Origin of the sequence: Mucilaginibacter gotjawali (assembly GCF_002355435.1) — a bacterium.
Taxonomy (GTDB): Bacteria; Bacteroidota; Bacteroidia; order Sphingobacteriales; family Sphingobacteriaceae; genus Mucilaginibacter; species Mucilaginibacter gotjawali.
In genome coordinates, this window is the sequence record NZ_AP017313.1 from 674,488 (window position 1) to 687,843 (window position 13,356).

At 44.1% G+C, this 13,356-nt stretch carries 15 protein-coding genes; 6 read left to right on the forward strand and 9 right to left on the reverse strand.

Annotation, left to right across the window (positions count from 1 at the left end):
• Window positions 1–13: 13 nt before the first annotated feature.
• The 3 genes from rpsI to MgSA37_RS03125 form a co-directional block, all read right to left on the reverse strand.
• Window positions 14–400 carry a 30S ribosomal protein S9 gene (rpsI, locus tag MgSA37_RS03110; protein ID WP_096349803.1) on the reverse strand — a complete coding sequence of 129 codons (387 nt, stop codon included), beginning with the start codon at window positions 398–400 and terminating at the stop codon, window positions 14–16.
• Between the two features lie 26 nt (window positions 401–426).
• Complete coding sequence (gene rplM / locus MgSA37_RS03115) at window positions 427–864, reverse strand: 50S ribosomal protein L13 (RefSeq protein ID WP_096349804.1); 438 nt, start codon at window positions 862–864, stop codon at window positions 427–429.
• Window positions 865–1,656: 792 nt separating this feature from the next.
• Window positions 1,657–3,027, reverse strand: coding sequence for an IS4 family transposase (locus MgSA37_RS03125; RefSeq protein ID WP_311732904.1), 1,371 nt, complete (start codon window positions 3,025–3,027; stop codon window positions 1,657–1,659).
• A 794-nt stretch (window positions 3,028–3,821) separates the two neighbouring features.
• Between MgSA37_RS03125 and MgSA37_RS03135 the strand changes: the two genes are divergently transcribed.
• The gene (locus tag MgSA37_RS03135) at window positions 3,822–4,910 is read left to right on the forward strand and encodes an AAA family ATPase (protein WP_096349806.1); all 1,089 of its coding nucleotides are present in this window, start codon (window positions 3,822–3,824) and stop codon (window positions 4,908–4,910) included.
• Between the two features lie 256 nt (window positions 4,911–5,166).
• Here MgSA37_RS03135 and MgSA37_RS03140 read toward each other — a convergent pair whose 3' ends face one another.
• Window positions 5,167–5,427 carry a hypothetical protein gene (locus MgSA37_RS03140; RefSeq protein ID WP_096349807.1) on the reverse strand — a complete coding sequence of 87 codons (261 nt, stop codon included), beginning with the start codon at window positions 5,425–5,427 and terminating at the stop codon, window positions 5,167–5,169.
• Window positions 5,428–5,572: 145 nt separating this feature from the next.
• On the opposite strand from MgSA37_RS03140, the gene MgSA37_RS28535 reads away from it, so the two are divergent.
• The 4 genes from MgSA37_RS28535 to MgSA37_RS03155 all read left to right on the forward strand — a co-directional run bounded on the left by MgSA37_RS28535 (window position 5,573) and on the right by MgSA37_RS03155 (window position 9,074).
• Complete coding sequence (locus MgSA37_RS28535; RefSeq protein WP_172885287.1) at window positions 5,573–5,734, forward strand: hypothetical protein; 162 nt, start codon at window positions 5,573–5,575, stop codon at window positions 5,732–5,734.
• 8 nt (window positions 5,735–5,742) lie between these two features.
• Window positions 5,743–5,940, forward strand: coding sequence for a helix-turn-helix domain-containing protein (locus MgSA37_RS03145; protein ID WP_157750401.1), 198 nt, complete (start codon window positions 5,743–5,745; stop codon window positions 5,938–5,940).
• A 118-nt stretch (window positions 5,941–6,058) separates the two neighbouring features.
• On the forward strand, window positions 6,059–6,562 hold the full coding sequence (locus tag MgSA37_RS03150) for a hypothetical protein (RefSeq protein WP_096349809.1): 504 nt from the start codon (window positions 6,059–6,061) through the stop codon (window positions 6,560–6,562).
• Between the two features lie 169 nt (window positions 6,563–6,731).
• Window positions 6,732–9,074, forward strand: a complete 2,343-nt coding sequence (locus MgSA37_RS03155; RefSeq protein ID WP_157750402.1) for an nSTAND3 domain-containing NTPase — start codon at window positions 6,732–6,734, stop codon at window positions 9,072–9,074.
• 396 nt (window positions 9,075–9,470) lie between these two features.
• On the opposite strand, the gene MgSA37_RS03160 is transcribed toward MgSA37_RS03155, so the two are convergent.
• Window positions 9,471–9,971 (reverse strand): GNAT family N-acetyltransferase, encoded by a 501-nt coding sequence (locus MgSA37_RS03160; protein ID WP_096349811.1) that lies wholly within the window; start codon window positions 9,969–9,971, stop codon window positions 9,471–9,473.
• A complete protein-coding gene (locus tag MgSA37_RS03165; RefSeq protein WP_096349812.1) occupies window positions 9,968–10,264 on the reverse strand; it encodes a type II toxin-antitoxin system TacA family antitoxin in 297 nt (98 codons plus the stop codon). The genes MgSA37_RS03160 and MgSA37_RS03165 overlap by 4 nt, the downstream gene beginning before the upstream one ends.
• Window positions 10,265–10,499: 235 nt before the next feature.
• Here MgSA37_RS03165 and MgSA37_RS28715 point away from each other — a divergent pair, with 235 nt between their 5' ends.
• Entirely contained in the window at window positions 10,500–10,979 is a 480-nt protein-coding gene (locus MgSA37_RS28715; protein ID WP_197706078.1) for a RebB family R body protein, read from the forward strand.
• 54 nt (window positions 10,980–11,033) lie between these two features.
• On the opposite strand, the gene MgSA37_RS03175 is transcribed toward MgSA37_RS28715, so the two are convergent.
• The 3 genes from MgSA37_RS03175 to MgSA37_RS03185 all read right to left on the reverse strand — a co-directional run bounded on the left by MgSA37_RS03175 (window position 11,034) and on the right by MgSA37_RS03185 (window position 13,354).
• Window positions 11,034–11,711, reverse strand: coding sequence for a phosphatase PAP2-related protein (locus MgSA37_RS03175; protein WP_096349813.1), 678 nt, complete (start codon window positions 11,709–11,711; stop codon window positions 11,034–11,036).
• 146 nt (window positions 11,712–11,857) lie between these two features.
• Entirely contained in the window at window positions 11,858–12,667 is an 810-nt protein-coding gene (locus tag MgSA37_RS03180) for an SDR family NAD(P)-dependent oxidoreductase (protein WP_096349814.1), read from the reverse strand.
• Between the two features lie 12 nt (window positions 12,668–12,679).
• Complete coding sequence (locus MgSA37_RS03185) at window positions 12,680–13,354, reverse strand: alpha/beta hydrolase (protein ID WP_096349815.1); 675 nt, start codon at window positions 13,352–13,354, stop codon at window positions 12,680–12,682.
• Window positions 13,355–13,356 lie beyond the last annotated feature (2 nt).

Sequence of the window (13,356 nt, forward strand, 5' to 3'; positions counted from 1 at the left end):
TGTCCTCCTTTGATTAACGTTTACTGAATTGGAATCTCTTACGTGCTTTCTTGCGACCTGGTTTTTTACGTTCAACCATACGGTCGTCACGTGTCATGATACCTTTAGCGCGCAGGGCTGGTTTCTTTTCAGGGTCGAGTTCAACGATAGCTTTCGCGATGGCTAAACGAACGGCTTCTGCCTGTCCTTTTACGCCACCACCTGCAACGTTAACCTTAACATCGAATTTTCCGGTTGAACCAGAAACTTCAGTGCTTTGCATAACGATGTATTGTAATGGCAATGTTGGAAAATACTCCTTGTAATCTTTACCGTTTACGGTAATTGCACCGGCTCCCTCTGTCAGGTAGATGCGTGCAACTGCTGTTTTTCTTCTGCCCGAAGTGTTAGTTGTTGGCATTTTTTCTTTTCTCCTTAAATTAAAAGTTAAATGGTTGTTGGGTTTTGTGCTGCATGAGGATGCTCGGCGCCCGCGTAAACATGCAGGTTGCCAAATAATGCTTTGCCCAAACGATTTTTAGGTAACATACCACGAACGGCTTTTTCAATTACGCGTGTTGGATGTTTTGCCATTAACTCCTTAGGAGAAATGAAACGCTGACCACCCGGATAGCCGGTGTACGAAACATACTGCTTGTCGCTGAATTTGTTTCCGGTCAGTTTTACCTTGTCTGCATTGATAACGATCACGTTATCGCCGCAGTCTACGTTTGGGGTAAAGTCAGGCTTGGTTTTTCCACGGATGATCATGGCGATCTTCGTAGACAAGCGCCCCAAAATCTCGCCCTGTGCGTCAACAACAACCCATTGCTTGTTAACGGTCTTCTTATTGGCTGAGACAGTTTTGTAACTTAACGTATTCACTTGCTTTAAATTAAATTTATTAAACGTTTATTATACCCCGCTTTTTCGGGACTGCAAAGATAGCGGTTTTTGTTTAATTGTCAAATGGTTTTTAGGATTAGTTGATTGAGTTGGATCGGGTTGATGAAGTGAGTGGTTTTTTTGTTGGAATGTTGTAAAGTTGGAATGTTTTAAGTTTGGAATATTTGATTTATTTGGATTTTGCAGAGAGGCTATACTTTGCGTCTCCCATGTTGTTTAAATGTTGGAATATTTTAAGGTTGAAATAGGTGGGATAATTGGTTAAACAGGGTTTACGGCAATGGTAATTGGCTTTTCGTTATTTTTAGTATTATTACACATCTTACGCTTTTTAAATACATGAAATATGTTTCTATAATATTGGCTATATTAGGTATTCCGTTAGGATTTTATCTAACCGGGCTGGGTTACACCCAACCGGACGATCCTTTATTAAACAATATCTTATTTTTGGGGGGAATTTTGCTGTCCGGGAGTGCCCTCATCTATTTATTGGTCCGGATGGTTAAGCATTTTGTAAACTGATGTTTTTGTCACCCATCGGGAATAATTCAGGAAGCCTGCTGTCCGCTTGTACCCGCCTGCTGCAGGCCTGCTGCCAACTGCATTTGGGCGTTGCCGCCGTGATAGAACGGCGGCCCGTGCTATCCGCTCATACTGCGCGAGGCCTTATTCACGGGCAGGTATCCCAATGTCATTAAGTTAAGGAAAAAGAGAAAGAAATTAATATCGAATAACGAACCTGCCTGCCGGCAGGCCATAGCCGTTAACCTAAGGATTAAAGATGTCATGAACGATAGCATAAGCAGGTTTTTTTCCTTTTTTGTGTTCGACAAGCAGGTTTTTTATAATGGGGTAAACGAACAATTCACACCAGTCGCTTAAATTCATATTGCCTGCCAGTACTTTTCGTAGAGCATAGCTGTATTGCCTGGCTTGTTTAAAGAACTTCCAGATGGAACATGCATAGCCTGGGGAATTGCTTTTGATAAAACTGTCGATGCACTGAAATATCTTCCAGTTGATTAATATCCAAATGAATCTGGCAATCAATTGACATTCGAGCCTTTCCTTTTTAACGGCCTTAACCTGATGGATGCCCAGGAGCGACTTCCATGTTTTGAACACCAGTTCGATCTGCCATCGCAGGCGGTATAATTGGACAACATCTATAGCCTTGAGTTTTTCTGCGCCCACGTTGGTAATGAATACACTGAACCGACAGCGTTCCTTGTAGTCATCGGAAAGGGCAAAACCGTAGCTTTTAGCTTGTTTCTGTGCCTTGCGTATCCGTTCAGTCCATATCTGTTCAGGTATGACAATAGCGATCAGCCGACAGCAAAAGGCATCCTTACCAGCTCCAATGGTAACCATAGTTTCAAAATGACTATCCTTACCACGTTCCATTTGCAGATAGAGCGCTGCCCAATCAATTACCTTATTAGTATTGATCTCTACCGGCTTCCATTTGGGAGGCATTCTGTTGAGAAAAAAAGCATGTTCCTGGACCACCTTCGACAGATACTGCTGCGTAATATAGCCTTGATCCCGGATCAGCAGGTCGCCCTTGCAGATATGCTGTAATGTCTTTTTTGAATGGCTCTGGTCATTTTGGGTAGCTTTTGTGAACTCCAGGTTCTCCCAGTCGCCGTGCTTAAGGTCAAAAGCATACTGTATATTCATCAGGGCTGATCCACCACGACAACCTCCAAAGCCCGGATAATCCTCCATATATTGTTCGGGCAGGGAGAACTTGCTCGAATCAGCGATTAATACCCGGCCAAACGACTGCCAACAGTTTGCCTGGTCAAGGTTTAATTTTGAAGCTATCTGCGCTGCCAAAACCGACTTCAGGAAATCTTGGCTTCTTGAATTGAACCGCTTATGCAAGGCAACTTTGCTCAAAGATTTCCCATGCTGTTGTGCCAGATCATTGCAGCATTCCTGTAAACTGAGTTGGTTGTGATTAAACCCGCTGAACATCAGTGTATCAACAAATTCCTCTGGTTTAAGCTTGGACTTACGCTGCAAAAAACCACTTTGCCGTGCCAATGCAGAAAGTTTACCCGCGTCAAAGGCAGCGGTGATACCGGTTTGTAATTTGGAAGCACAATTTGCAATAAATGTGCTTTTTTTGAAAATAAATGGCGCTTTTCCCCTAAGAAAAGGGTGTTTGCTTCAAAAAAAACCTTATCTTTATATAAGAAAAAGGCGGTAAAATGTCTGGAAAACAACCGCCTTTTTTATAAAATAAAATCTATACAAATATGGGAAAATCTAAGTGGTTTTGCCCGGCGGCGAAGCCCCGCCTTACAACATTATCAAAAAAAAAATTCTTAGGTTAACGGCTATGGCCGGCAGGCAGGTTTTGAATGCCGGATTTCGAAGTTTTTTACTTCATTACCAGCCAGCCGGCTGGCTGGTTCGGCATTGGGTGTTCGATATTAAAATCCCTTAACTTAATGACATTGGCCGGTATGCGCTGCTATCACTAGCGCTGATCTTCCATAAAACTCAAAACTGCCCCCGGCCACTGCCAAAAACCTGGAAGCACCTGAACCACCCGGGACAAGTGAATAAACCTGGTACACCTGGTACACAAATAAAATCTGTAATTTATTTGTATTTATAAAGAATATTCTGTATAATTGTTCGTCCGATTTATTTTTTAGAAAAACCCGCGTTTTAATTCACCCTCTTTATCGCTTGGTGATAGAGAGGGTCGGCCATCCGCCTAAAGGCGGAGCAGTCGGGGTGAGTAGACTCGCCGCCCTGCATTGGCGGTAATGGCCGCCGGGGTTAACTCACCCGATCATCGCTGCGCTTGATCCGCCCTCTCTTTTGCAGGCAAAAAAGAGGGCAAAAAATAATTTTGGAGCACATGCTGCCTCACTTAATTACCCTTATACCCTTACATCATCTAAAACTAATTCCCCATGTCAACCCGCCCGCCCATCATCGAGATCATGCGCAACGCCATGCGCGACACCACACCACGAGAGCGCGAAAAAAATGCCCTGCTCAGCCAGTTGCGCAACGACCCCTCCCGCGAACTGTTTTATTTTAAACCCGCCGACGTTTGGCTAAAGGAAGAAAGCAAACCCGCCGCCCGCCAGCTGCTGGGCACGCTGTGGTACGAGCATGAGCTCTGCATCCTTTTTGCCGATACCAACCTGGGCAAATCGGTACTGGCCGTGCAAATTGGCAACCACCTTGCCAAACAAACCGCCATGGAACCCTTTGGCAACGAGCTTAACGAAGCGCTGAAGGTTTTATACCTTGATTTTGAGCTCAGCGCCGCCCAGTTTAAAGCACGTTACAGCGACAGCCGCTGGGGCCCGCACCACTTTGGCGGCAATTTTATCCGCGCCGAATTTAACCCCGGCGGCGACGACCCCCTGCTGTACAACAAATACGAAGATTATGTAAAGGAGCGTATCGAATACATCCTGGCCTGCACCAAAGCGCAGGTGTTGATTATCGATAACATTACCTATATGGGCAACCCGCTGGTGCATGGCGGCAGTGCGCTGCAGCTCATCAAAACCCTCAAAGCCATCAAAACAAAATACAGGCTCAGCATGCTGGTGCTGGCCCATACCCCCAAGCGCAACGCCTGCAAGCCCATCACTGTTAACGACCTGCAGGGCAGCAAAATGCTTATCAACTTTGCCGACAGCGCCTTCGCCCTGGGCCAGAGCCATTCGCAGCCGCAGCTGCGTTACCTTAAACAGATCAAGCAGCGCAACGCCGCCGCGCAATACGATGCCGCCCATGTATGCCTGTTCAGCATGGCAAAAACACAAAGCTTCCTGGGCATGCAATTCGAAGGGTTTGACCACGAGATGTTCCACCTGCAAAAAGCCGGCGCCGCCATCAGCCCCGATGTAAAACAACGCATCCCCGAACTCGCCCGCCAGGGCCTGTCCATCCGCCAGGTAGCCGACCACCTGCGCATCGGCACATCAACCGTGCAAAGGGTGCTGGCGAAGTTGAAGGAGGGGGATGGGAAGGAAGGTGATTGAAATTTTGTCGGGGCGCAATGTTTTGCGTCTCGGTTGTTGTAATGTTGGAAGGTTTTAAGGTTGGAATGTTGGGCTGGGAACAAATTTGACGCTTTAATCATACGTTGAACATAGCATGATTATACAAAATTATATGTGGCGATATAAAAACTCCGTGCCTCTCTGTGCCTTCTTTGAGCACTCTGCGGTAAAATTTAACCACGGAGGTCGCGGAGACAAGAACGCAAAGATCACAGAGGCTATTCAACCGTATAATTCATTTTTTGAGGCTTTTTTGGTACTCTTTTTTCATTTCATTTAGCAACGATTTTGCTTCTTCAATGGAAAAGGCAGGGTCGATACCGGCTTCATATCTTCTCACGCGTTCGTCAAGTTCAGCTACGAATTCTTCATCTTCCGACCAATGGTGTCCCGGAATTATCTGATCCTCGAGCAAAGTATAAATAGCCTCGATTTTTTTATCATCCGCTACCCTGATATAATCATACAATCGTTCTCTTATTACCTCGGTTGTCATAATTCAAAACTTTAAATCAAATTTAGCAATTTAAAAATATAAATTGCCTGGTAAAGATTTAGGGCGTTTCGAAACGTCGGAACGCCAACGAAACTTTCGATGTAAAGAGGAAATAAGGCCGTATATTTGATAAAAAGGAATAATTATGCCGGTAGTTAAAAAAGAAGTTAATGAAACCCAATATGGCAGCGCTATAATTGATCGTAATATTAAGAGCCATGCTAATGACCCCTATGTGCTAAAGAAAGTGGAAAAAGCAAAGCAAATGGTTAATAAATTTGGATTACCAGGAGATAAGAAAAAATAAAAGGCCAATTGCAAAACATAAAAGACAGGCTGGAGTTATTTCCGGCCTGTTTTGTTTTCAGGCTGTACGGAAAACAACGCATCCCCGAATTCGCCCGCCAGGGCCTCTCCATCCGCCAGATCGCCGACCACCTGCGCATTGGCTCATCAACCGTGCAAAGGGTGCTGGCGAAGTTGAAGGAGGGGGATGGGAAGGAAGGGGACTAAGATAACAGAGCAAACTTTTCTACTGTGCCCGGGAGGAGAAGGTATGGATTTATCAAATCATTTAAATTTACTACTTTTATCAGGCATTGGCATCTTGTGTCTTTGTTAAATATAAATCATGAGCGCAACCTTCGATGTGTTTACTAAACGAACAAGATTATTTTATGCAGGCTTAGCGATAACCATTGTAAGCGCCATTGTTCTTGGCCTGTGCGGTATATATAATGTGCAGTATGAAACGCCTTGGGAACCCCTTTTTGATGCACTGATCATTATTGCCAGTTTTACCTCCCTGGGCTTTGTACTGCTAATGGGTACGGGCATCGTCAGGACCTATTATAAAGATGGTGAACTAGTGCTGGCGGACGATCACTTGGTAATTAATGGTGTTAAAATTAAGTTAAATGAAGCAAAGGCGATAAACCTGAAAGTATCCATGGCCAGCATAAAAACCGTAGGCAATATGTTAGGCAACAGGATATCTCTAACCGATAGTAATAATGAAACTTATCAAAATCGCTTCGTGGTCAGGGGATATAACAGGTATATCGAATTAGAAAATATTTTAAATCAATGGCGCGCAAACGGCGTGGCTTTTAGCATACGTTATCATAATTTTTGATAATTTCCTGGCGGCGAACCTTTCAGCGGGGCATGAAGCTTTGCGTTTTGGGCCTTTGCGGGGATTCTCGAGAAGAAGGCTGGTACGTTCCGGCCAGCGTTGACCCCAACAGGTTTGGGGATTAATGTTCGAATATTATTCGTTATTTTTGTTATTTATCAATAACCTTATGACCAATTATGACTTCCTGAACCTATCTCCTTATGAATTTGAAGTTTTGACCCGGGATATCCTGCAGGCCCATATGGGTGTGTTTTTGGAATCTTTCGGAGCGGGTACTGACGGCGGGATCGATCTGCGGTATGCTAAAGGTGAGCAGTTTATAGTTCAGTGTAAGCGATACCAGGATTATGATAGCCTTTACCAAGTCTTAAAAAAGGAAGCGAAGTCAGTAAAAAAAATGGCGCCAGTGCGGTATATTTTGGTTACTTCGGTTGGTCTTTTGCCTGACCGTAAAAAGAAGTTATTGGACCTTTTTTCGCCTTATATTCTATCGACTGATGATGTTTTGGGTAAAGATGAACTAAACAACCTCCTGCAGCAGCATCAGGGTGTAGAGCGCAATCATTTTAAACTTTGGTTGTCGAGCACCAATATTTTGCAAACGATCCTGAACCGCCAAATTGTTAACCAGTCAAAGTTTGTCCTGGATGACATTAGGAACAAACTCAGAGTTTATGTGCAAAATGATAGTTTTAGCGAGGCTCGGAAGATACTGGAGGACAATCGGTATGTTATCGTTAGCGGTATTCCTGGCATTGGCAAAACGACCTTGGCGGAGGTCTTGGTTTATGATGCGCTGGCGAATGGCTTCGAGGAATTCGTTTACTTGTCTGGGAGTATCAAGGAAGGATTTAAGATGTATGAGGAGGGGCGTTCGCAGGTCTTTCTTTTTGATGATTTTTTGGGTAAAAACTTTTTAGCAAGTAACCTTGACATTAATGAGGAAAAGCAGCTTATTCGCTTTATTAATAAGTTGCGGAGTAGCAAAAACAAGCTACTGATCTTTACGACTCGAGAATATATCCTAAACCAAGCGCGACTGAAGTTCGAAGAACTGGATAATGCGACCCTGGTTAAATGTATCTTAGATTTATCAAAGTATACAACACTGGTCAAAGCTAGGATCTTTTATAACCATTTATTCTTTAACGGCATTCCTTACCCCTACATCCAAGCCCTCATAGATAAGAAATATTTACCCGCGCTAGTGAAGCACCAAAATTATAGTCCCAGGATTATCGAGTACATTTGTAATGAAGCGATCTGGAAAGATTATAAGGTGGCAGATTTTCCAAATGCGTTGTTGGATATGTTCAAATCGCCTTTTAAGGTTTGGGAACACGCGTTTACGCAACAGATTACGGTGCAGGCTCAAGTGGTATTGTATGCTCTGCTGATATCTGGGTCAGAGGTCGGATTAAGCAGTTTATTTAAACAATATAAAGCGCTTAAAAATGAACCGGAGAAAATGTCTAATTTACAACAAAATTCGATTTTTAAAACGGCGTTGAAAGAATTGGAAGGCTCTTTTATTCACCTGAGCCGTCAAAGGAGTGGTGACACCACCATCAAGTTCCATAATCCGTCCATTCAGGATTTCCTGATCAACTATTGTAACCAAGACGAGACAATACAAGAGGAACTGATTCGCGGATTCTTGTATATAAAACCCGCCTTGGATATTTTTAGTGACAAGTATCCGAAGGCAAAAGAAGAACAGCGCTTTGTGTTCTCAGATCGTTTAATGAATTTATTGCGCAACAGGCTGATAGGTTCTGTTGATACTTTAATTTATTCTCCGGAAGACTATCCTTATCGATCACCGTCTAAGGACGACTTGGTTTGCCTTAAACTTTCGGCCATGGATACTAAAATTTCCTACGCGGAAGGTTCTCCTTTCGAGCAGTTTTTAAGAACGATGTTCCACCCTTTGGTTTATTCAGAGGATATAGGAAGTCGGGGTGTGCATGCATACGACCAATTGTTAATGTGCCATTTCTCGGATGATGAAGAACTGGATGTGGTTCGAATCTTGCTCAATATTACGCCTTGTTTATCGGACCAGAATGATTTTTCGATATTGAGTGATTTTGAAGGCAATTTTCCAGAAAAGTTCGAGGATTTTAAGGAGGAACATTGCGATGAGTACCAGGAGATCTTCTCTGGTATTATTGCCGGTCTGAGCGACGACGGCTTGGAAAGTAAAGATGACCTTAAGCAAAATATTGAAATACTGAACGAATTGGAACGCGACTATGGCGCGGGAGTAGACGAAGTGCGATATGCTTTGGAAAAAGCGATAGAAAACATCGAGGAGCAAGAGCGACTGGCGGCGTATGACGATTATTATTACCACACGAGTCCTCGTCGCCGAATGCCAGATTACCATCATTTTGGCGGTTATGACAAGGATGACCGAGGGAGCTCATGGCCGTCTACTTTTACGAGGTCGCTTAGTGAAAATGAACAAATTGATGATCTTTTCCGATCAATGCACCAAGCCGAATAACCCATTCCGGTTTCCCTCCTCTGGCAGTATCCGCGTGGGCCAAAAGTGATGGGCTATTCATGCCCCGTTGACAGGTAGCCGCCAAACAGGTAATGAATGCACCCTGAATTGATTTGCATATGTAGAGATTGCTTCGTGCCTCGCAATGAGCGGGCGGGGGGGGATGCCTCACCTTTGTAATCCTTAAATCCGTTCATCCTACGAATCCTGGTTCAGACAAAAGGCAATGAGCAGGTGGCAAACTCCGATGCCCTCCGATGTTCCGATTTTCAAACTACGGACGAAATGCCTTGAGACTTCGTCTCAACTATCAAACTGACCGCTAACGGACAGGCTGGCCTGGTTGTTTTTTGACCGGATAACCCGCGGATTGGCAAAAGGGATATATTGATCTGGCTATAAACCCAACTGCGCAATATCAGCCATCGGCAGGAACATCTTTCCGCTGTCGGGCAGCAGGATAAATCCAAATTTTTGATAAAATGCTGTTGCCTCTTCGTCTAAAGGGTCAACAACAACGCCAATGGATCCTAAACTTTCACCCGCGACGGTAAAACTTCTTTTTAGTGCATCTAACAAAAGCAGGCCACCCAATCCTTGTCCTTTATATTTTATATCGACTGCTAATCTTCCGAGTAGTGTAACGGGAAGTGCGGTATAAGATCCCGGCATCTTCTTTTTAATGGCTTCGGGCATCAGTTCAGCGGGGACAGATGCGCTTGAAAGCGTATAATAACCTTTTATGGCAGTGTTCTCAAATAGGGCGAAAACTACGCATAGCTTGCGTTTAACATCCTGGCTTGCCTGTGTATGCAGGTATTTATCCAGCAGGTCTTTGCCGCAGCTGAAATCCTTTTTATTTAATGTCGGATTCAGCAGGTCTAATTTAACACTCATTTATTCTCTTGTATGAATAATTTATAACGTGCCGCAGCATCCCGCAGTTTTTGGTTCGGGCCTTGCGGATTCATTAGCGCATTAAAAAATATCTCCTGGTCTTTTTCAGAGGCTAAAATGGTGTTATGTTCACGGATAATGGTATTGGCTTTTTCTTGCACCGCGTTAATGATAAAATCGGTCAGTGTTCTAAATCCGCCCAAACTGGCCGCATACTCAAAAAGCTCTTTCTGTACTTTTGGTATTTTGGCATCAAACCTGGCTTTTTCTGAAAGTGTTAATTGCTTTTCCATGATCCGCTATTTTCTTAAGACAAAGATACGGAAATAATACGTACAAAATGAAAGGGAAATAATTTATCCGCTGTCGGCAGTTTCGCAACTACGGACGACTATGCCTTGAGACTTCGCCCCAACACCACCTCTCCGTTCTTCAAAACCGATGTTCAAAGTTACCGGTTGAATTGATAATCTGAACATAACTCTTTATCTTCGTTCATCCCCATTAAAAAACCTAAATACTTTAATTATGCCAGATTCAACCAACACCCTTCCCGAACAAATTATTGAAACGAGCCGGGCATTTACCCAAACGCTCGAAATGGAAAATGCGGTTTTCAGCGGCCAGGTCAATGGCGCCATTGAAATGACCGTACATGCCTTTGGTGAACTGATAGCACTTTGCAAAGCAGCGATAGCTGTTGCAAACGTTGATGTAGCCGGGGGAAAGCAAAAACTTGCAGAGACCGCACAGCAGGCGCTGTCCGACGTTCAGCACGCGGCAGGTCAGCCTGGTAGTCCTCCAACGGAGATTACACCTGCCGAGGCAATGCTTGATTCTGCCGTTTTACAGGCCGTGGGCCAGTCGTACCAGAACGCAGTAACCGCCCAGCAGCAAATGTATATCACGCAGCAGGCGGCCGCCACCCAAATAATAGCCACCATTTTAAGTGTGGCCACTGCAACGCTGGGCGTAGCCGTTAAAGAGGCAGAAAGCGAAGGGCATTAAATTCGTTAGTCCGATGTTCGTAGTTTCCAAACTACGGACGACTTTGCCCTGATGCTATACTTTTACCTTCTCGCCCGATAAAGCCAAAGAATTTGCTTGACCCCGTCTATTAAAAAAAAGATACCGGGTTAACCGGTAACATGCATACACAACAACCGGCGCTGCCAAAACATCAATGGTATAATGCACATGTTGTAAAAGCAATAAACAGGCAACGGCAATAGCGGCTATCAGCGCTATTATTTTATCAGTTCTTTTTTCAAGGCATAAAAAAATCGTCACCATTGTAGCGGTGTGCCCCGAAAAAAACAGGTCTTTGGTAATAACGGCGTTATGGTAAAAAGCACTGTTGACAGGGTCAGCCAACAGGATCATGCCCTGGGGCGGGTTGAGCGCGGCCAGGCTGAGGGTGACGAACCTCACCAAATAAATGAATATATACGTCCAGCAAAAGGTAATATAAATGGAAGGATTTTTGATGGTCCGGAAGATGATCAATAACGCCATTCCCCAGATCAGCCCAAAAATAAATACAGATACATTTTGCGGCGGGATGCGCGCCAGCAGCCAATCATTTAGCACTACCCCTTTTCTTTTTTCCAGGTAGCCAAAAAAGAAGGGTAAGGTATAAATGATGGTAAGCATGATCGCGGTGCCGGTAACCAACTGAAGCCGTTTGTAACGTGAGTTCCAGGTAAGGGTCCAGGTATCTGTTAGGGCAGGGGAAGACATTTTTTAGCGGGTTGTTATTTTGGGTGTGGCAAAATTAATAATTGATAACGTATTCGGGAGCCTTTACGTAAGTTGGCTAATTCTTATGTTGACCATTAGGATTCATGGTCCGCAGGTAAGGGAGGTGCACAGTGTAAAAATTTGACCTATTTCCATTGGTTAGCAAAGCGTATTAAATACCAGGCGACAAACTTTGGCGATAATCTTGTTAAAAAGTAAAGCATCTTGGCATCCGGGCCTACTATTAAACGCATTTTTTTACGTTTTATGCCTGCGATGATGGCTTTAGCCGCTTTTTCCGGTGTGGTGACAAATAAACGCTCCACTTGCTTAATGGCATTTTCATCGTTGCCCGCATAACGTGCATGCCTGGCGATATTTGTTTTGATGCCCCCGGGATGCACAGACGTAACGGTGACGCCTGTTTTAAGAACGCGTTCCTCAATAGCTAATGACTCTGTAAAACCCCTGATGGCAAATTTTGTGGTACAATAGGCCGCCTGATTTGGAAATCCGAGAATACCAAAAATGCTGGAAATATTTACAATAGCCGACTCCTTTTGTTTCCGTAAATGCGGTAAAAAAGCCAGGCTGCCGTACATCATTCCCCAAAGATTGATCCCCATGATCCATTCATAATCGGCAATGCTAACTTCTGATGCGGTCAGTTTGAAAATAGCCACACCCGCATTATTGATAACCAGGTCTACGCGTCCGTAATGCGCAATTACCTTGTCTGCAAATTCGTAAAACGCCGATTTTTCAGCCACATCAAATGCCTGGTGATATATATTTTGCGGTCCGCCGGCCAGCGCTACCGTTTCAAGCAAAGCAATTTCATTATTGTCGTTAAGTGCCAGTTTTGCGCCTGCCTTTTGAAACGCAAGCGCTAAAGCACGTCCTATACCCGAACCGGCACCCGTTATAACCACCACTTTGTTTTCAAAATTCTTCATTTTTTTAGTTAGTTATTTTTTTTGCAAATGGTTTAAAAAAGCAACAATTGGCTTGTAAACGGCCTCCGGGTAAGTATACAAAGTAAAATGATCGCCAATAACTTCATCGTAGGGTTCCCGCGGTGGCCTCACCACCAGGTCGGCCCGGGCGTGGATCCTTAAATCAGGGTGCACCGTAACCCGTTCGGGTACCGGTGTAAGAATGAGGCGGAGCTGATTGATGATATTCTCTTTGTTCCCGGCAATTAATCTATCAAAAATTTCTTCATAAATCTGTTTGGATGGCTTGCCTTTATAGCCCTTCGCCGTGAACAGGCGTTTCAAAAAACGGTTGAAGAACAAACCATTTCTTACCAACCAGTAGATGATTTTTACATTTTTGAGCGGTTTAATTGGCCGGTCAGGATCTGTCCAGGAAGCAATTTGAACTACCGGGCTGCCGGTAAAATGTTTAATATGCCAAGCTATCCAGCCACCCATTGAATGGCCAATAATAACATCATGTTGTGTTATATCATATTTTTCAACCAGGCTTTGCGCAAAAACCAAAACGTTTATACCGGGCAGTGGCTTATCGCCCAATAATTCCCAAACGTTTAAAAACGTATGCCCGCCCGGGATAAAAGGAACTACCTTGCTGAAAATTGATTCATTTTCGCCGAAGCCATGGATAAATATTACCCTCATGT

What these genes read in the sequence shown, in the direction of transcription:
- rpsI (WP_096349803.1), bottom strand. Translation starts at nt 400, where the DNA reads ATGCCAACAACTAACACTTCGGGCAGAAGAAAAACAGCAGTTGCACGC.
- MgSA37_RS03135 (WP_096349806.1), top strand. Translation starts at nt 3,822, where the DNA reads ATGTCAACCCGCCCGCCCATCATCGAGATCATGCGCAACGCCATGCGC.
- MgSA37_RS03140 (WP_096349807.1), bottom strand. Translation starts at nt 5,427, where the DNA reads ATGACAACCGAGGTAATAAGAGAACGATTGTATGATTATATCAGGGTA.
- MgSA37_RS28535 (WP_172885287.1), top strand. Translation starts at nt 5,573, where the DNA reads ATGCCGGTAGTTAAAAAAGAAGTTAATGAAACCCAATATGGCAGCGCT.
- MgSA37_RS03150 (WP_096349809.1), top strand. Translation starts at nt 6,059, where the DNA reads ATGAGCGCAACCTTCGATGTGTTTACTAAACGAACAAGATTATTTTAT.
- MgSA37_RS03155 (WP_157750402.1), top strand. Translation starts at nt 6,732, where the DNA reads ATGACCAATTATGACTTCCTGAACCTATCTCCTTATGAATTTGAAGTT.
- MgSA37_RS03160 (WP_096349811.1), bottom strand. Translation starts at nt 9,971, where the DNA reads ATGAGTGTTAAATTAGACCTGCTGAATCCGACATTAAATAAAAAGGAT.
- MgSA37_RS03165 (WP_096349812.1), bottom strand. Translation starts at nt 10,264, where the DNA reads ATGGAAAAGCAATTAACACTTTCAGAAAAAGCCAGGTTTGATGCCAAA.
- MgSA37_RS28715 (WP_197706078.1), top strand. Translation starts at nt 10,500, where the DNA reads ATGCCAGATTCAACCAACACCCTTCCCGAACAAATTATTGAAACGAGC.
- MgSA37_RS03175 (WP_096349813.1), bottom strand. Translation starts at nt 11,711, where the DNA reads ATGTCTTCCCCTGCCCTAACAGATACCTGGACCCTTACCTGGAACTCA.
- MgSA37_RS03180 (WP_096349814.1), bottom strand. Translation starts at nt 12,667, where the DNA reads ATGAAGAATTTTGAAAACAAAGTGGTGGTTATAACGGGTGCCGGTTCG.
- MgSA37_RS03185 (WP_096349815.1), bottom strand. Translation starts at nt 13,354, where the DNA reads ATGAGGGTAATATTTATCCATGGCTTCGGCGAAAATGAATCAATTTTC.